The sequence below is a fragment of the Iamia sp. genome, assembly GCF_035575815.1.
Classification (GTDB): Bacteria; Actinomycetota; Acidimicrobiia; order Acidimicrobiales; family Iamiaceae; genus Iamia.
Genome location: NZ_DATLXO010000076.1, coordinates 40,562 through 57,203, shown reverse-complemented (window position 1 = coordinate 57,203; position 16,642 = coordinate 40,562). Strand labels below are relative to the sequence as shown.

Here is a 16,642-nt window from a genome sequence, read left to right as displayed (position 1 = left end):
GCGGTCCTGCGCCGCGAGCCGGACAGAATGGGCGCCGTGCAGGTCCGACTCCGCAACCCCACTCGCGTCGTTCAGATGGACGGCCCGGTCACCGCGTCGGTCCTCGTCGATCGCCTCGGCCTCAACCGGGAGACCGTCCTGGTCATCTCGAACGGCACCCTCGTCCCGCGCGACGCCATGTTGGCGGCCGATGCCGAGGTCGAGGTCCGACCCGTGATCTCCGGGGGATCGGCACCGTGAAGTGCCGGGTCTGCCGCGGCCCGGCGGTCATCGACATCCGTCGTCACAACGCCAACTTCTGCGCCGAGCACTTCCTGCGCCTGTGCCGCGACCAGGTCGAGAAGGCCGTCTCCCGCTTCGCCATGCTGCAGCGGGGCGACCGTGTGCTCGTGGCCGTGTCGGGCGGCAAGGACTCCCTGGCCCTGTGGGACCTGCTCACCGAGATGGGCTACGAGGTCGACGGCCTCTACCTCGGCCTCGGCATCGGCGACTACAGCGACTCGTCAGGCACCTACGTCCGGGCCTTCGCCGAGGCGAGGGGCCTGCACCTGATCGAGGTCGACCTCCGTGCCGATGAGGGCTTCGACGTCCCGACCGCGGCGGCCGCCACCCGCCGGGTGCCGTGCTCGGCCTGCGGGCTGTCCAAGCGCCACCTCTTCGACCGGGCCGCCCTCGAAGGCGGCTACGACGCTCTGGCCACCGGTCACAACCTCGACGACGAGGCGGCGGTGCTGCTCGGCAACGTCGTGAAGTGGCAGACCGACTACCTGGGCCGCCAGCGCCCGGTCCTGCCCGCCGGCGACGGGTTCCCCCGGAAGATCAAGCCCCTCGTTCGCCTGACCGAGCGGGAGATGGCCGCGTACTGCGTGCTGCGGGGCATCGACTACCAGGTCGAGGAGTGCCCGATGGCCGCCGGCAACCGGCACCTCGGCCACAAGGAGACGCTCAACGACATGGAGGTGCGCTCTCCGGGGGCCAAGCACGACCTCTACTTCGGGTTCCTGGACCGGGCCGTCGACCGCTTCGGCTCGGCGACCGACGACGAGGACCCCGTCGCCCTTGCGCCGTGCGCCGAGTGCGGCGCGCCGACCACCGGTGACACCTGTGCGTTCTGCCGACTGGCCGGCCAGGCCCGCGCCGCCGAGCCGGTGACGTTGCGCCCCCGGCGGAGGTCCCGTTGAGCGACGAGCCCGCCGCGGATCTCGGCCCCGAACCCGACGCGACGCGGGCTCCGGAGCCCGCCACTGGACCCGACACCGCGGGTGCTCCCGGGCCCGCCCCTCGGCCCGAGGCGCCGCGGGCGCCCGTCCGGCCCCTGCAGGAGGGGGAGATGGTGCTGCTCGTCGACGCCAAGCACCGGCGCTACCTCGTCACCCTCATCGCCGGCGGGGAGTTCCACTCCCACGCCGGCTTCATCGCCCACGATCACCTCATCGGCACCGACGCCGGTCGGGAGGTGCGCTCCACCCGCAGCTCGCGCTACGTGGTGCTACGCCCCACGCTCAGCGACTTCGTGCTCAAGATGCCCCGCGGTGCCCAGGTCATCTACCCCAAGGACATCGGCCCGCTGCTGATGATCGCGGACGTCCACCCCGGGGTCCGGGTGCTCGAGTCGGGGGTGGGCTCCGGCGCGCTGTCCATGGGCCTGCTGCGCAGCGGCGCCGACATCGTCGGCTACGAGATCCGGGAGGACTTCGCGCTCCGGGCTCAGCGCAACGTGCACGGCTTCCTCGGCGCCGAGGTGGCCGACCGGTACCGGGTCGAGGTGCGTGACTGCTACGAGGGCATCGACGAGCGCGAGCTCGACCGGGTCGTGCTCGACCTGCCCGAGCCGTGGCGCGTGGTGGAGCCGGCCACCGAGGCGCTGCTGCCGGGCGGGATCCTCGTGGCCTACACCCCGCAGATCACCCAGGCCGTCCAGCTGCGCCAGGAGCTCGACCGCCACGGCTTCACGATGGCCGACACCGTCGAGGTCATGAACAGGGGTTGGCACATCGAGGGTCAGGCGGTGCGGCCCAACCACCGGATGGTGGGCCACACCGGCTTCCTGACCAGCGCCCGGCTGCTCGGCCGATAGCGGTCCCCGGTGCTCGACCTGTTCCTCATCGTCGCCCTGGTCCTCGCGGCCGTCGGCGGGTACCGGCTGGGCTTCGTGGCCCGCGCCGCGTCGTGGGCCGGGATGCTGCTCGGCGTCGTGGTCGCCGCCCGGTTGCTGCCCCGGGTCATCGAGTCGGTCGGTGATCCGGGCAACCGCCCGCAGCTGCTGCTCGTCGCCGTCGGGCTGCTCCTCGGCGGAGCCGCGCTGGGCCAGGCGCTCGGGGTGTTCGTCGGCAACCGGGCTCAGCTGGGCATCACCAGCCCGGCCGGCAAGCGGGCCGATTCCGTCGGTGGGGCCGCCGCCGGCGTCGTGGGCCTCCTCGTCCTCGTGTGGCTGCTCGTCCCTGCGCTGGCCGACGTGTCGGGGTGGCAGGCACGGGAGGTCCGGCGGTCGCGGGTCGTGGCGACGCTCACCGACACCCTGCCCGCGGCGCCGGACGCGACCCGCACCCTGCGGCGGCTCCTCGGAGAGGGCTACCCGCAGGCGTTCGAGGGCGTCGACCGCAGCCCTGACGTGGGCCCGGTACCGGCCGGGACCGGCTTCGACGAGGCCCGAGCCACCGAGGTCGCCCGGTCGATCGTCAAGGTCGAAGGGGAGGCATGCGGCCGCATCCAGGAGGGCACCGGTTTCGTCGTGGGCCCCGACCTGGTCGTGACGAACGCCCACGTGGTGGCGGGCGAGCCGGCCACGACGCTCCAACGCCAGGACGGCAACCGGGTGGAGGCCACCTTGGTGGCCTTCGACCCCGAGCGCGACCTCGCTGTGCTGCGGGCGCCGGGGCTGAACGCACCCGCATTGGCGGTCGTGGACTCCGCCGTCGACCAGCGCGGCGCCACCTTCGGGCACCCCGGCGGCGGTGGGCTCGAGCTGTCGCCGTTCGTGGTGCGCCAGCGGCTGAACGCGGTCGGCACCGACATCTACGGCCAGCCGGGGACCTCGCGCGACGTGCTCATCCTGGCCGCGGAGCTGGCCCCCGGCGACTCGGGGTCGCCGCTGGTCGACACCTCCGGCCAGGTCGTGGGCGTGGCCTTCGCCATCGCCCCCGACCGCGGTGGGGTCGCCTACGCGGTATCGACCGACGAGCTGCGTGCCGTGCTCGAACAGGTCGCCGCCGACCCCGTCTCCGCCGGCCGCTGCGCCGCCTGAGCCGCGCCGCCGTCCCCTGGGTTGTCTGAGCCGTCTCAGCCGGGCGGCCGGGCCTGCGCCGTCTGTCCTCCTCGCCGGCCTCTGCGCGTCAGTTCTTGGTACAGGATCCCGTGGATGTCACCGGATCTCGTACCGAGGACGGACGTCGCCTGGCCGTGTCGGTCGCCGGCGCGGGCTCGCGCCGAGCCGCTCGCGCCCACAGCCCGGCAACGGTGACCCATCCAGACCCGCTCGCCTCGGCCTGCCGCAGGACGCGAGTCGGAGGGCCCGCATCGGGCCCTCGGTCGGCGTCGTTGGGTCGGGGGGCGGCGTCAGCGACGCCGCGGCATCACTCCGGCGGCTCGATGTAGATGCACTCGCCGGGGCACTCCTCGGCGGATTCGATGGTCGCCTCGAGCTGGCCGTCGGGGATGACGGCGAGGCCCTCGGCGCCGCCCGGATCGGAGAAGACCTTGTCGCCTTCCTTGACGTAGGCCAAGCCGTCGTCGAGGAGCGTGAAGACATCGGGGGCGATCTCCTCGCAGAGGCCGTCACCGGTGCACAGATCCTGGTCGATCCAGACCTTCATCGTTCCCTTCGCCTCCTGAGCAGAGCGCTCGTCGTCCGTGGCCGGGAGCGTCCCGGCGGGTCTGCGTCCCAGGGTAGCCGACGGCCCAATAAACCCGGCACCATCCGCGCAAAGGTCATGGGGCACAGGGTCGCCACCGACGGTCCGGTGCTCGTGTCGGGGTCGTGGGTACCCGGCGTTGCCGCCCGTCGGATCGCCCGGAGGCCGGTATAGGGTGCCGCCGAGGCCCCAAAGCCGCAGGCGAGGGGGCGACGACGAACGGCCCGGGAGGTGGTTCCCGTCGAGGAGCACCGAGACAGCGACGCTGAGGACGCAGCGAGCCTGGAGGAGCTGCGCGACCAGGCCGCCGCCCTCGAAGAGGAGGTCTTGGTCCTCCGGCGCCGCCTCCAGGACGCGCCCAAGCGGGTCCGCACCCTCGAGGAGCGCCTGCTCGAGACCAAGGGCCAGCTGGCCCACGCCGTCAGCCAGAACGAGAAGCTCGCCTACACCCTGCGCGAGGCGCGCGACCAGATCGCCGCGCTGCGAGACGAGGTCGACAAGCTCACCCAGCCTCCCTCGGCCTACGGCTCGGTGGCGGGCGTCAACGACGACGGCACCGTCGACGTGTTCTCCGGCGGCCGCAAGATGCGCGTGGCGGTGCTGCCCGAGGTCGGCGACGACCTCGAGCGCGGGGCCGAGGTGGTGCTCAACGAGTCGTTCACCATCGTGTTGTCCCGGGCCCCCGACGGCACCGGTGAGCTGGTCACGCTGAAGGAGGTCATCGACGGCGGCACCCGAGCAATCGTCGTCGGCCGCGCCGATGACGAGCGGGTCTGTGAGGTCGCGCCGTCGCTGCGGGACGAGCCGCTGCGCTCGGGCGACGCCATCCGCATGGATCCCCGCTCCGGGCTGCTCCTCGAGCGACTGCCCCGGGCCGAGGTCGAGCAGCTCGTGCTCGAAGAGGTGCCCGACATCTCCTACTCCGACGTCGGTGGGCTCGACTCCCAGATCGAGGCCATCGCCGACGCCGTCGAGCTGCCGTTCCTCCACGCCGGCCTCTTCGCCGAGCACAAGCTCCCGGCCCCCAAGGGCATCTTGCTCTACGGGCCCCCGGGCTGCGGCAAGACCCTCATCGCCAAGGCGGTCGCCAACTCCCTCGCCAAGAAGGTGGCCGACGTCGCCGGCGACGCCGAGGCCAAGAGCTACTTCCTCAACATCAAGGGCCCCGAGCTGCTCAACAAGTACGTGGGCGAGACCGAGCGCCAGATCCGACTGGTGTTCCAGCGGGCGCGGGAGAAGTCCGAGGAGGGCTGGCCCGTCATCGTCTTCTTCGACGAGATGGACTCGATGTTCCGCACCCGGGGCACCGGCATCAGCTCGGACATGGAGTCGACTATCGTCCCCCAGCTCCTCGCCGAGATCGACGGCGTCGAGACCCTGCGCAACGTCATCGTGATCGGCGCGTCCAACCGCGAGGACCTCATCGACCCGGCCATCTTGCGCCCCGGCCGCCTCGACGTGAAGATCAAGATCGAGCGTCCCGATGAGGCCGCTGCGACCCAGATCTACGGCCGCTACCTGACCACCGACCTCCCCCTCGACGAGGGCGAGGTCGAGAGCCTGGGCGGCGGCGACCGCCACAAGTGCACCCAGGCGATGATCGAGACCACGGTGGCCGAGATGTACCGGGTCGACGAGGCCAACCAGTTCCTCGAGATCACCTACCAGAACGGCGACAAGGAGGTCATGTACTTCAAGGACTTCTCGTCGGGAGCCATGATCGAGAACATCGTCCGGCGGGCCAAGAAGCTGGCCATCAAGCGCCACCTGGCCGGGTCGCCCAAGGGCATCCGCACCGACGACCTCCTCGCCTCCATCCACCAGGAGTACAAGGAGCACGAGGACCTGCCCAACACGACCAACCCCGACGACTGGGCCAAGATCTCGGGCAAGAAGGGTGAGCGCATCGTCTACGTGCGCACCATCGTCACCCACGACGACACCGACGGCGAGGGCGAGGTGGCCGGCGGTCGCTCCATCGAGCGGGTCGCGACGGGCCAGTACCTCTAGCCCCCGGGCACCACCACCATGGCCATCACCAAGATCTGCGGCATCGAGACCGAGTACGGCATCGTCCACCGTGGCGTGGCCGAGTCGAACCCGGTCTCGGCCTCGAGCTTGCTGATCAACGCATACGTGTCGGAGCTGGCGGTCACCGCGGCCGCCAGCAGCCCATCGGTGGGCTGGGACTTCGAGGATGAGTCGCCCGGGCGCGATGCACGGGGCAGTGCGCCGGCCGACGCCGCTCCGCCAGAGGTGGAGACCCACCTCGTGAACGCGGTGCTCACCAACGGCGCTCGCTTCTACGTCGATCACGCCCACCCCGAGATCTCCAGCCCCGAGTGCGCCGATGCCCGTTCAGTGGTGATCTTCGACCGGGCCGCCGAGGTCATCATCGGTCGGGCCATGGCCGCCGCCGGCCGGATGCTGCCGTCGGGCCAGGAGCTCGTCGTCCACAAGAACAACTCCGACGGCAAGGGCAACTCCTACGGCTGCCACGAGAACTACCTGATGGACCGGGCGGTGCCCTTCGGGCGCATCGTCACCGCCGCGACCACCCACTTCGTGACCCGCCAGATCTTCACCGGGGCCGGCAAGGTCGGGGTCGAGGCATCGGGCCAGGGTGGCGACGACGACGTCACCTACCAGCTGAGCCAGCGAGCCGACTTCTTCGAGGCCGAGGTGGGGCTGGAGACGACCCTCAAGCGGCCCATCGTCAACACCCGCGACGAGCCCCACGCCGATGCCCAGCGCTACCGGCGACTCCACGTCATCGCCGGCGACGCCAACCTGGCCGAGGTGGCCACCTTCTTGAAGGTCGGCACCACCGCGATCATCCTGGCCATGGTCGAAGACGAGGTGCTCGATCGCACCCTGGCCATCCGCAACCCGGTCGCTGCGATCCGCGCCGTGTCCCACGACCCGGGCCTGGCCCGGACCATCGAGACCGTCGACGGCGTCGCCATGACCGCCCTCGAGGTGCAGTTCGAGCTGCTCGATCGGGCCAAGAAGTGGGCCGAGGACCGGGGCATGGAGTCCGTCGGCCCCGACGTCGGGGCCGAGGTCCTGCGCCGCTGGGAACAGGTGCTCACCGGCCTCGAGACCGACCCTGACTCCGTCGCCGGTCAGGTCGACTGGGTCGCCAAGCGGCGCCTCATCGACGGGTGGACCGAGCGCCACGACACCAGCTGGTCCGACCACCGGGTCGCAGCCCTGGCCCTGCAGTACCACGATCTGCGCCCCGAGCGGAGCCTCGCCGGGCGCCTCGGGCTCGAGCGCATCACCACCGACGCGGAGGTCGCTCGAGGCGTCACCGAGCCGCCCACCGACACGCGGGCCTACTTCCGCGGCCGCTGCCTGGCGAAGTTCGCCTCGAGCATCGTCGCCGCCAACTGGGATTCCCTGGTCTTCGACGTGGGGTCCGAGCCCCTGCGCCGGGTGCCGATGATGGAACCCTCCCGTGGGACCGAGGCCCACGTCGGTAGGTTGTTGGATGAGTGCTCCACCCCGGCCGAGCTGGTCGCCCGGCTCTCGTCATGACCGAGGTGGGCCGACCAGACGGAGAACGACATGGCTGAACGGGAGCAGAAGAGGCGCACCGCACCTGAGCGGAAGACCGACGAGGTCGCGGAGGAGGCGCCGCAGACCAGCGAGCGCGGCGAGGAGATCAAGGCCGACATCGACGACCTCCTCGACGAGATCGACGACGTGCTCGAGACCAACGCCGAGGACTTCGTGCGCTCCTACGTGCAGAAGGGCGGCCAGTAGGGCTGACATCGGCGACGTCCCATGGGGAGCGGTGTGGGCGGTCGGCCGTGCGGTCCGAGACTCGGGACCTCCTGCGACGTGCCGTCGCGGCGACGGCGTTCTTGGTCGGGTGCGTGGTCGTGGCCTATGTCGCCTTCTTCGTCCTCCTCCCGCAGGGCGGTGACGGCCCGGGGTGACGTCACAGCCCGCCATCGCGCACCGCTGGCAAGGTTCGACCAGGCATCCCCGCCGACCTCGGGGCACCGGTGGCCCCGCCGATGACGGGGAACGTGTCGAGGCAGACCGTCGCGTGGGGTGGGGGCCCGACGGCATTGGGGCGCTGTGCTTGCTCGTTCGTTCTGGTTCAGGGCGCCGGTGGGGCTCGTGATCCGTCAGGGGTCGCGGCGTCGGTCCGGCCGGTGGTGCGGCAGTGGGTGTGGCGGTGTCGGCCGGGTGGGCCGCCCTCGGAGGTGGGCCCCACGTCGGCTGCGGCGTCGTCGGCTGGGGTCGGGGTGCGGTTGAAGTGGACGGCGGAGCGGTCGAGGCGTTCGCCGGTGGGGCACTTGTAGGCGCCCACGGTCGGCATGTCGGTGACCTTGGGGGGTCGGGCCCGGGTGGCGCCGTTGAGGTGGTTGCCGTACCGGTCGGTGAAGGTGACCCCGTTCGGGTCATCGGCGTGACCGACGATGCCCAACAGCCCTTGGTGGTGCATCCGGTGATGCGCCGAGCAGAGGCAGATGAGGTTGGCGGTGATGGTCTCACCGTCGTCCTCCCAGTGGACGATGTGATGGACCTGCAACCAGTAGGACTGGTCACAGCCCGGGACCCGGCAGCCGCGGTCGCGGTGCTCGATGAGGCGGCGGATGCGGCGGGGCACGATGCGATGGGCACGGCCCACGTTCACCGGGGTGCCGTTGGTGTGCCAGATGATCTGGGCGTCGCCGTCGCAGGACAGGTACCGGCGCAGCTCATCAGGCAACACACCCCCCAGGTGCAGCGACCCCATCCACCGCCCGCGGCCCCGCTCACCCTCGGGGGTCTCGAGGTGCAACAGGATCCGACTGCGGGCGGCCATCTCCGCGCCGCCGGCGCCGCCGGCGAGGATCGAGTGGGCCACCCCGACCGCGGCATCGGCCCACGACGGGGGCCGCACGTCGAGATCCTTCGTCGACCGGCCCTCCGCCCGGGCGGCGGCCTTGGCCGCCGCACGGGCCTCGGAGTGCAGCCGCTCCCGCGCCGCGGTCAGCGCTCCCTCCATGGCCAGGCCCTCATCAGCAGGGAGGCGCATCCGGGCCCACCACAGCCCCGACTCCTCGGTCCCGAACGCCACCTCGCGGTCGACCTCGGGCTCGGGCGGTGGGAGGACCGGCTCGTCAGGGGTCGGCTCGGGGGCATCAGCGGGTCGGGCTTCGGTGTCAAAACCGTAGGACCGGGTTGCGGTGGTGATCTGGGCCACGGTGGCGAACTGGGCCATCTCAGCCACCGACGCCTCGAACTCTCCCGGGGTGAACCTCGCCACGGTGGCGGCCTGATCGAACGACAACCGCCCCCCGGTGAACATGGTCATCGTCACCGGCAACACCGGAGCCCGCCGAGCCAGAGCCACCACTCGCCGGGCCACCGTCCGCGACACCCCGGCCCGCCACATCAGCCACTGCACCGGGGTGTGGATCCGGTGCCCCTGCCACAGACCCTCGGCGAGGGCCCGCACCACCAGATCCACGAGGCGGGCGTCAGCCGCGTTGCGCACCCCGGCCACCCCGGCGAGCTCGTCGTCGAAGGCGCGCCGGACCCGGTCGGTCTCCTGTGCCGCTTCGAGTGACAGGTCCGTCGTCATGGGAACAACTGTACCCTGAGGGTACGACAGTGAGATCAGCCGACGGAAGGAACCCACGGGGACCCATCCGCCGCCGTGCGCGCTGTCCCATCCAGAGACGGAAGGTGAACGCCGCCCATCTCTGGGGGCAGGACGACCACAGCACCGTGGATGGTCACCCGGGCGTGGTCGTGGCCGACCTCCGGCAGACAGCGTGGCGGTGGTCGGTTCAGTCGGCGGACCCGCTCCGGATGACCCAGTCGTCGCGCTGGCCGGTCACGTGGGCGATGCGCTCGAGGACCCGGTCATGGTGCCGCACTGACAGACCGGCCCGCTCGGCTGCGGCGGCCATCAATCCGTCGACGAGAACTCGACGCGCGACATCTATGCGTCTCCGCCCCACGCCTGCTCGGCGGCGGCGAAGTCGAACCGGCCCTCCTGGCGGAGGACCTCGATCAGCTCGACGCGGCGTCGTGCATCGACGACGTCACGCAACGCGGCATCGACCGTCTCCCGCAGGTTCTTCGTCCCCAAGACGGCCTGTGCGGTCCTGGCCAGCTCACGGTCGATGACGACCGACGTCTTCGTCATGGGTATCTCGGTACAGAGAGGAGAAAGCGGTGAACCCCGGCGGCGCGCCACTGTACCGACCGGGGGTGCAGCCCCGTTAGGGTCGCCACCGTGACGCTGCCCCTGTTCAGCACCCATGATGACCCGGGCCCCGACTTCGCGGGACTGGTCCGTCGGGTCGGCCATGCCCCCGACACTCCCGGTGCGACCCTCGCCGAGGACCTTCGGGTGCCCCACGGCACCACGGTGGTGGCGGTCCGTTACGCCGGGGGCGTGCTCATGGCCGGTGACCGGCGGGCCACCTCGGGGCACCTCATCAGCCACCGCTCGATCAAGAAGGTGTTCCCCGCCGACCGGTTCTCCGGCGTCGCCATCGCCGGGGCAGCGGGGCCCGCAGTCGAGATGGTGACCCTCTTCCAGCTGCAACTCGAGCACTACGAGAAGGTCGAGGGCTCGCACCTGTCGATCGAGGGCAAGGCCAACCAGCTCAGCCAGATGGTCCGCAACCACCTCCCGGCCGCCATGCAGGGGCTCGCCGTGGTGCCGGTGTTCGCGGGCTACGACCTGACCCGCCGGGTCGGGCGCTTGTTCCAGTACGACGTCACCGGCGGCCGCTACGAGGAGCAGGACTTCGCCACCTCGGGCTCGGGCATGCTCCACGCCGGCACGGTCGTCAAGCTCGGGTACCGCCCCGACCTGGATCGTGGTGCGGTGGTCGACCTGGCGCTCAAGGCCCTGTGGACCGCGTCCGACGAGGACAGCGCGACCGGTGGGCCCGACGTGCTGCGCAACATCTGGCCGGTGGTCGCCACGATCAGCGACGAGGGCTACCAGCGGGTGCCCGACGCGGAGATGGCGGAGCGCTTCGAGGTGCTGCTCGAGACCGAACGGGTCAACCGGGGCACCGCCGCCCCCGCCGGAGGCCAGATCTGATGGGAATGCCGTTCTACGTCGCGCCTGAGCAGGTCATGAAGGACCGGGCCGACTACGCCCGCAAGGGCATCGCCCGGGGCCGCAGCCTGATCGCCGCGATCTGCGCGGATGGCATCCTGCTCTGCGCCGAGAACCCCTCGGCCACCCTCCGCAAGATCAGCGAGATCTACGACCGCATCGCCTTCGCCGGCGTCGGCCGCTACAACGAGTTCGACCAGCTGCGCGTGGCTGGCGTCCGCCACGCGGACCTGAAGGGCTACTCCTACAGCCGCGAGGACGTCGATGCCCGGAGTCTGGCCAACGCCTACGCCCAGGCCCTCGGCCAGGTGTTCACCCACGAGATGAAGCCGCTCGAGGTGGAGATCCTGGTGGCCGAGGTCGCCGAGGACGGTGGTCGCGACCAGCTGTTCCACATCCTCTACGACGGCACCGTCATCGACGAACCGGACCGGGCCGTGCTGGGAGGCGACGCCGAGGTGATCGCCCACCGCTTCGAGGCGACCCACTCACCCGACGCGCCCGTGGCCGATGCCTTGGCGGCAGCCGTCGCCGCGCTGGCCGGACCGGAGCGTGCCCTCACGGCCGGCGAGCTCGAGGCCGCGGTGCTCGACCGGGCCAACGGCCGCCGCACCTTCCGCCGCCTCACCGACGCCGAGATCACCGCGGTCCTCGGCGGCGGGACCGGTGCCGCCGAGGACATCGGTGCGTCCGAGGGTGCCGCAGGCTCCGAAAGCAGTGACGGCTCCGCGGGCGACGATGGCGACGAGCCCGAGACCCACGACCGCGATGGGGCCGCCCCGGCCGGCGGCGCGCCGGGCCCGGACGCGGCCGGGGCTCCCGCCGACGAGCCCTCCTCGGAGGCCGACGGCACCGCCGACCCCTGACCACCGACGAGCGCCGGGCGGTGCTGCGGGCGGCGGCCGGCATCGGCGCGGTGACCGGGGCCTATGGCGTCTCGTTCGGCGCGGTGGCGGTGGCCGCCGGGTTGGGCCCGCTGCAGGCCTGTGCCCTCAGCCTCCTCATGTTCACCGGGGGCTCCCAGTTCGCCATGGTCGGCGCCATCGCCGGGGGAGCCCAACCCCTCGCCGGGGCGGCCACCGCAGTCCTGCTGGGGGTGCGCAACGCCTTCTACGGGCTCCGCCTGTCGCCGGTCCTGGGGGTCCGGGGTGGACGCCGACTGGCCGCCGCGCACCTGGTCATCGACGAGAGCGCGGCCATGGGCGGGGCCCAGTCCACCGTTGCGGCGGGCCGTCTGGCCTTCTGGGCGACCGGCAGCGCGGTGTTCGTGGGCTGGAACGCCATGACCCTGGTCGGGGCCCTCGGGGCGGCCGCGTTGTCCGATCCCGCCGTCCTCGGCCTCGACGTGGCCGGCCCGGCCGCCTTCGTCGCCCTGTTGGCCCCGCGCCTGCGCGACGTCGGGACGTGGGCCGTGGCCCTGACCGCCGCAACGGTGGGCGTCGCCGCGGCCCCGCTGGTGCCGAGCGGCGTGCCGGTGCTGCTGGCCGCCGGGGTGGCCGTGGCGGCCGGCCTCATCCGGCGGGGGCCGGTGGCCGGCGACGACCTCGACCCTCACCCGGTCGGCGACGACCCCGACCCCGGGCGGGGGCCGCGCTGATGTGGACCGCCGTGCTCGTCGGCTCGGCCGCCTGCTACGGCCTCAAGCTGGTCGGGCTCTCGGTACCCGAACGGGTGCTGGCCGACCGTCGGGTGCAACGCGTCGCCGGGCTGCTCCCGGTCGCCCTGCTCGCCGCCCTGATCGGCCTCCAGGGCCTGACGACCGGCGACCGGATCGTGCCCGACGCCCGCCTGGTCGGCCTGGCCGTGGCCGTGGTGGCTCAGTGGCGTCGCGCTCCGTTCCTCGTCGTGGTGGCATCCGCCTGCGCGACCACGGCCCTCGTCCGGGTGCTGGCGTGAGCCTCGCTGGCGCCACACCGTCGTGGGCGGGGTTTGGCTCTTGCCGCGCGCAGGGTAGCGCGGGCTGGTGGCGCGTGACATTGATCGGTTCGCCCGGTTCGGGTCATTGGGCGTTGCGATCCTGGGTGCGGTCGTCGGGAGCGCGGTGGCCCAGGTCGCCTTCGACGGTTCGACCCTGGCGGTCGCCGTCTGCACCGGGGTGGCTGTCGCCATTGCCCTGTTCGTCTTCTTCGTGTGGTCGGCCCGTCAGCCCGAGCGTCGGTAGGCCCCTCATGGTCACCTCCACGTTCCCGTCCCGGGCGGGCCGGTCCCTCGCCGTCGCCGCCGTGCTCGTCGTCTGCGCCCCGTGGGTCGCCTGCGGGGGTGATGACGGCCTGGGCTCGCTCGGGCCGTCCGGAGCAGACCCGGGTTCGGTCCAGGCGTTCGTGGCCCGCGCCGCACATGACCCCGACGGCCCGCCCTTCGCCTCCTACTTCAGCCTGGACCGCTACCGGGCGAGGGCCGACCTGCCCGAGGACGTGGCGGAGGAGGACCTCCTCGCGGCGGTGTTCGTCGACGGGGAGGCCGATCCCACCATTGCCTCACCCTTCGTCGAGATGCTCCGCCTGTTCCAGTTCGAGCCCGTGGTCCTCCCCCTGAGCACCTTCCACGCCAGCTACGCCGATGAGAGCGTCCCCGGCGACCTGCTCCTGGCCGACGTGGAACCCGACGCCCTGGTCGCGGCCCTGGAGGACGACGTCGGTCCCGTCGAGGAGTCCGAGGTGGGCGACGTGACCGTCTACCGCGCCGCTCAAGAACGCGAGCCGGGCGGTGACGACCCCGTGGCGGCGAATGTGTTCGCGGGGACTGCCATCGCCGTCGACGGAGACGCCGGCGAGGTGGTCTTCGGGGCCGACGGTGACGGCACCGAGGCCGTGGCCGATGACGAAGACGACACGGCGCGGGTTCGGCCGGGGGTCACCGAGGTCGCCCGGGCCCTCGACCAGGCCGGCGTCTACGCCGCGTCCCTCCTGTTCGACGCAGCCGACGCCGGTGGCGGCGACGGTCCCCTCGAGTCAGCCTGGGCGCGCGGGGCGGCCGGCACCGCCCTCGACGAGGACGGCCGGAACGTCGCCGTCACGGTGCTGTGGCACGACGCGGAGGGCGATGCCGCGGACAACGCCGGGCCGCTCGCCGAGATCATGGACGAGAGCCCCCGGTGCACCGGTGGCGCAGAGGTCGAGACCGACGGCGGCCTGCTCGTGGCGTCGTGCCCCTACGACGGTCAGTGGGCGAGCGACGTTCTGACCCGGTACCCACTCGGACCCCTGTTTGCCTGACGCCGCGGAATGCCACGGCGGAGCCGTGGCGCTCCGCCCGGCGGGCGCGCCGGTAGGGTGCGCGGCGTGGAGAAGCGCATCTACGGACTCGAGAACGAGTACGGGGTCACGTGCGTCTCTCGCGGCCAGCGCCGGCTCAGCCCCGACGAGGTGGCCCGCTACCTGTTTCGTCGGGTGGTGTCGTGGGGGCGCTCGTCGAACGTGTTCCTGGCCAACGGGGCCCGCCTCTACCTCGATGTGGGCAGCCACCCCGAGTACGCGACGCCCGAGTGCGACTCGGTCCACGAGGTCGTCGTCCACGACAAGGCGGGGGAGCGGATCCTCGAGCAGCTGCTCTCCAGCGCCGAGGCCCGGCTCCGCGACGAGGGCATCCGGGGCGACATCTACTTGTTCAAGAACAACACCGACTCGGCCGGCAACTCCTACGGCTGCCACGAGAACTACCTGACGAGCCGGCGCGACGACCTCGGGCACTACGCCGAGGTGCTCATCCCGTTCCTCGTCTCCCGCCAGATCTACGCCGGCGCCGGCAAGGTGATGCACACCTCGCGCGGGGCGCAGTACTCGATCAGCCAACGAGCCGAGCACATCTGGGAGGGCGTCTCCTCGGCGACCACCCGCAGCCGCCCGATCATCAACACCCGCGACGAGCCCCACGCCGATGCCGAGCGCTACCGGCGCCTGCACGTCATCGTGGGCGACTCCAACATGAGCGAGTACACCACCTTCTTGAAGGTCGGCACCACGAGCATCATGCTGCGGATGCTCGAGGACCCGAGCGTGGTCCTGCGCGACATGACCCTCGAGAACCCGATCCGGGCCATCCGGGAGATCAGCCACGACCTGACCTGCCGGGCCCTGGTCAAGCTGGCCAACGGCCGGGAGGTGAGCGCCCTCGAGATCCAGTCGGAGTACCTCGACCGGGCGCTCCGCTACGCCCAGACCAACTCGCTGCAGCCCAACGAGGCCAAGGCCCTCGAGATGTGGGAGCACTGCCTCAAGGGCATCGAGTCGGACCCCTTCGGCCTCGACCGCGAGTGTGACTGGGTGATCAAGCACCGTCTGATCGAGGCCTACCGCGCCCGCCACGACTTGGCGCTCTCGAGCCCCCGGGTGGCGCTCCTCGACCTTTCGTACCACGACATCAGCCGCGACCGCGGCCTCTTCTACCGCATGGAGAACAAGGGACTCGTCGAGCGGACGTGCACCGATGAGGAGATCGCCGAGGCCATCGACGTGCCGCCGCAGACCACCCGGGCCCGCCTACGGGGCGAGTTCATCCGCACGGCCAAGGAGAAGCGTCGGGACTACACGGTCGACTGGGTGCACCTGAAGCTGAACGACCAGGCCCAGCGCACCGTTCTGTGCAAGGACCCGTTCAAGGCCCACGACGATCGCGTCGAGCGCCTCATAGCGTCGCTCTGAGCCGACCGCCCCCGCCGTTCCGATGCCCGCCTACCAGACCGCGACGGTCACCGAGACGCTCTCTGAGCGCGCCGGGCTCCAGCGTGTTCGGGTGCGCGCCGCAACGGACACCGAGGTCGAGCAGGCCTATGTCCTCACCGACCTCACCGGCTCGGTCGCGGTGGGCGACGACGTGGTGATCAACACCACCGCGGTCGACCACGGGCTCGGGACCGGTGGCTGGCACGTCGTGCACTGGAACCTGAGCCGGCGGGACTGGTCGGGCGGCTCCGGGGGCCACGTCATGAAGGTCCGCTACACCAGCCTCCAGGCCGACGTCGGGGTGAGCGAGGAGCACGAGCCCGACGCCCCGACCGGCCTGCCGGCCACGCCGGTGGTGGCCTGCAGCGTCCACAGCCAGCTGGGCGTGGTCGCCGCGATCGTGGCCGCAGTCCGCCCCGGCACCCGGGTGGCCTACGTGATGACCGACGGCGGCGCTCTGCCCCTGGCGTTGTCGGACCTCGTGCACCGGCTCATCGAGACCGGCCTGCTCGTCGGCACCGTGACCACCGGCCACGCCTTCGGCGGTGACCGGGAGGCGGTCGGAATCCCGTCAGGGCTGGCGGTGGCCCGCCACGCCTTCGCCGCGGAGGTGATAGTGGCCGGGATGGGCCTCGGTGGCGTCGGCACCGGTTCACGGCTCGGCTTCAGCGGCCTCGACCAGGCCACGGTCCTCGACTCCGCGGCCTGGCTGGGGGGCCGGGCCGTGGCGTGCCTGCGGGCGTCGTCGGCCGACCTCCGCCCCCGACACCGGGGCGTGAGCCACCACAGCACGACCGTGCTCGACGCCACCCGGTCGGGGGTCGACGTCCCCGTGCCGGTCGGTCTCGAGCTCGATGGGCCTCCGGCCCGGCACCGGGTGATCCCCGTCGCGCCGCCCGATGTCGCCGCGGTCCTCGCCGCCATCGGGGTGCCGGTCACGACCATGGGACGGGGACCGGCCGATGACCCGCTCTTCTTCGCGGCCGCGGCGGCGGCCGGGGTCCACTCGGCATCGCTGCTCGATGGCCCCGGCCATCCCTAGCATC

Annotated in this window: 20 protein-coding genes; 16 read left to right on the top strand and 4 right to left on the bottom strand. The window is 71.9% G+C overall.

What is annotated here, in order from left to right:
* The 4 genes from VNL12_RS08190 to VNL12_RS08175 all read left to right on the top strand — a co-directional run.
* On the top strand, nt 1-240 hold a 240-nt coding region (locus VNL12_RS08190; RefSeq protein WP_325593402.1), incomplete at its 5' end, for a MoaD/ThiS family protein.
* Nucleotides 237-1,181 carry an ATP-binding protein gene (locus tag VNL12_RS08185; protein WP_325593400.1) on the top strand — a complete coding sequence of 315 codons (945 nt, stop codon included), beginning with the start codon at nt 237-239 and terminating at the stop codon, nt 1,179-1,181. The genes VNL12_RS08190 and VNL12_RS08185, both read left to right, overlap by 4 nt.
* The gene (locus tag VNL12_RS08180; protein WP_325593398.1) at nt 1,178-2,077 is read left to right on the top strand and encodes a tRNA (adenine-N1)-methyltransferase; all 900 of its coding nucleotides are present in this window, start codon (nt 1,178-1,180) and stop codon (nt 2,075-2,077) included. The genes VNL12_RS08185 and VNL12_RS08180 overlap by 4 nt, the downstream gene beginning before the upstream one ends.
* Nucleotides 2,078-2,086: 9 nt before the next feature.
* Nucleotides 2,087-3,244, top strand: coding sequence for a MarP family serine protease (locus tag VNL12_RS08175; protein WP_325593397.1), 1,158 nt, complete (start codon nt 2,087-2,089; stop codon nt 3,242-3,244).
* Nucleotides 3,245-3,572: 328 nt separating this feature from the next.
* On the opposite strand, the gene VNL12_RS08170 is transcribed toward VNL12_RS08175, so the two are convergent.
* Nucleotides 3,573-3,812 (bottom strand): ferredoxin, encoded by a 240-nt coding sequence (locus VNL12_RS08170; RefSeq protein ID WP_325593396.1) that lies wholly within the window; start codon nt 3,810-3,812, stop codon nt 3,573-3,575.
* 270 nt (nt 3,813-4,082) lie between these two features.
* Between VNL12_RS08170 and arc the strand changes: the two genes are divergently transcribed.
* The 4 genes from arc to VNL12_RS08150 are packed head-to-tail and all read left to right on the top strand — an operon-like array spanning nt 4,083 to nt 7,795.
* Nucleotides 4,083-5,861, top strand: coding sequence for a proteasome ATPase (gene arc, locus VNL12_RS08165; RefSeq protein ID WP_325593394.1), 1,779 nt, complete (start codon nt 4,083-4,085; stop codon nt 5,859-5,861).
* Between the two features lie 18 nt (nt 5,862-5,879).
* The gene (gene dop, locus VNL12_RS08160; protein WP_325593391.1) at nt 5,880-7,391 is read left to right on the top strand and encodes a depupylase/deamidase Dop; all 1,512 of its coding nucleotides are present in this window, start codon (nt 5,880-5,882) and stop codon (nt 7,389-7,391) included.
* 30 nt (nt 7,392-7,421) lie between these two features.
* On the top strand, nt 7,422-7,619 hold the full coding sequence (locus tag VNL12_RS08155) for a ubiquitin-like protein Pup (RefSeq protein WP_325593388.1): 198 nt from the start codon (nt 7,422-7,424) through the stop codon (nt 7,617-7,619).
* A gap of 47 nt (nt 7,620-7,666) precedes the next feature.
* Entirely contained in the window at nt 7,667-7,795 is a 129-nt protein-coding gene (locus VNL12_RS08150) for a hypothetical protein (protein WP_325593386.1), read from the top strand.
* Nucleotides 7,796-7,962: 167 nt separating this feature from the next.
* Here the strand turns inward: VNL12_RS08150 and VNL12_RS08145 are convergent, their stop codons facing one another.
* From VNL12_RS08145 to VNL12_RS08135, 3 genes are all read right to left on the bottom strand, one after another.
* Nucleotides 7,963-9,435, bottom strand: a complete 1,473-nt coding sequence (locus VNL12_RS08145) for an HNH endonuclease signature motif containing protein (RefSeq protein ID WP_325593384.1) — start codon at nt 9,433-9,435, stop codon at nt 7,963-7,965.
* Between the two features lie 208 nt (nt 9,436-9,643).
* Nucleotides 9,644-9,766, bottom strand: a complete 123-nt coding sequence (locus VNL12_RS08140; RefSeq protein ID WP_325593382.1) for a hypothetical protein — start codon at nt 9,764-9,766, stop codon at nt 9,644-9,646.
* Between the two features lie 32 nt (nt 9,767-9,798).
* Nucleotides 9,799-10,005, bottom strand: a complete 207-nt coding sequence (locus VNL12_RS08135; protein WP_325593380.1) for a hypothetical protein — start codon at nt 10,003-10,005, stop codon at nt 9,799-9,801.
* Between the two features lie 90 nt (nt 10,006-10,095).
* On the opposite strand from VNL12_RS08135, the gene prcB reads away from it, so the two are divergent.
* The 8 genes from prcB to VNL12_RS08095 all read left to right on the top strand — a co-directional run bounded on the left by prcB (nt 10,096) and on the right by VNL12_RS08095 (nt 16,638).
* The gene (gene prcB, locus VNL12_RS08130) at nt 10,096-10,917 is read left to right on the top strand and encodes a proteasome subunit beta (RefSeq protein ID WP_325593378.1); all 822 of its coding nucleotides are present in this window, start codon (nt 10,096-10,098) and stop codon (nt 10,915-10,917) included.
* Complete coding sequence (gene prcA / locus VNL12_RS08125) at nt 10,917-11,801, top strand: proteasome subunit alpha (protein WP_325593376.1); 885 nt, start codon at nt 10,917-10,919, stop codon at nt 11,799-11,801. The genes prcB and prcA overlap by 1 nt, the downstream gene beginning before the upstream one ends.
* A gap of 20 nt (nt 11,802-11,821) precedes the next feature.
* Nucleotides 11,822-12,532 carry an AzlC family ABC transporter permease gene (locus VNL12_RS08120; protein ID WP_325593374.1) on the top strand — a complete coding sequence of 237 codons (711 nt, stop codon included), beginning with the start codon at nt 11,822-11,824 and terminating at the stop codon, nt 12,530-12,532.
* Between the two features lie 11 nt (nt 12,533-12,543).
* The gene (locus VNL12_RS08115; protein ID WP_325593372.1) at nt 12,544-12,831 is read left to right on the top strand and encodes an AzlD domain-containing protein; all 288 of its coding nucleotides are present in this window, start codon (nt 12,544-12,546) and stop codon (nt 12,829-12,831) included.
* Nucleotides 12,832-12,898: 67 nt separating this feature from the next.
* On the top strand, nt 12,899-13,096 hold the full coding sequence (locus VNL12_RS08110) for a hypothetical protein (RefSeq protein WP_325593370.1): 198 nt from the start codon (nt 12,899-12,901) through the stop codon (nt 13,094-13,096).
* Nucleotides 13,097-13,103: 7 nt separating this feature from the next.
* Nucleotides 13,104-14,150, top strand: a complete 1,047-nt coding sequence (locus VNL12_RS08105; RefSeq protein ID WP_325593368.1) for a hypothetical protein — start codon at nt 13,104-13,106, stop codon at nt 14,148-14,150.
* A 66-nt stretch (nt 14,151-14,216) separates the two neighbouring features.
* On the top strand, nt 14,217-15,575 hold the full coding sequence (gene pafA, locus VNL12_RS08100; RefSeq protein WP_325593366.1) for a Pup--protein ligase: 1,359 nt from the start codon (nt 14,217-14,219) through the stop codon (nt 15,573-15,575).
* A gap of 91 nt (nt 15,576-15,666) precedes the next feature.
* Nucleotides 15,667-16,638 (top strand): DUF3866 family protein, encoded by a 972-nt coding sequence (locus VNL12_RS08095; protein WP_325593364.1) that lies wholly within the window; start codon nt 15,667-15,669, stop codon nt 16,636-16,638.
* Nucleotides 16,639-16,642 lie beyond the last annotated feature (4 nt).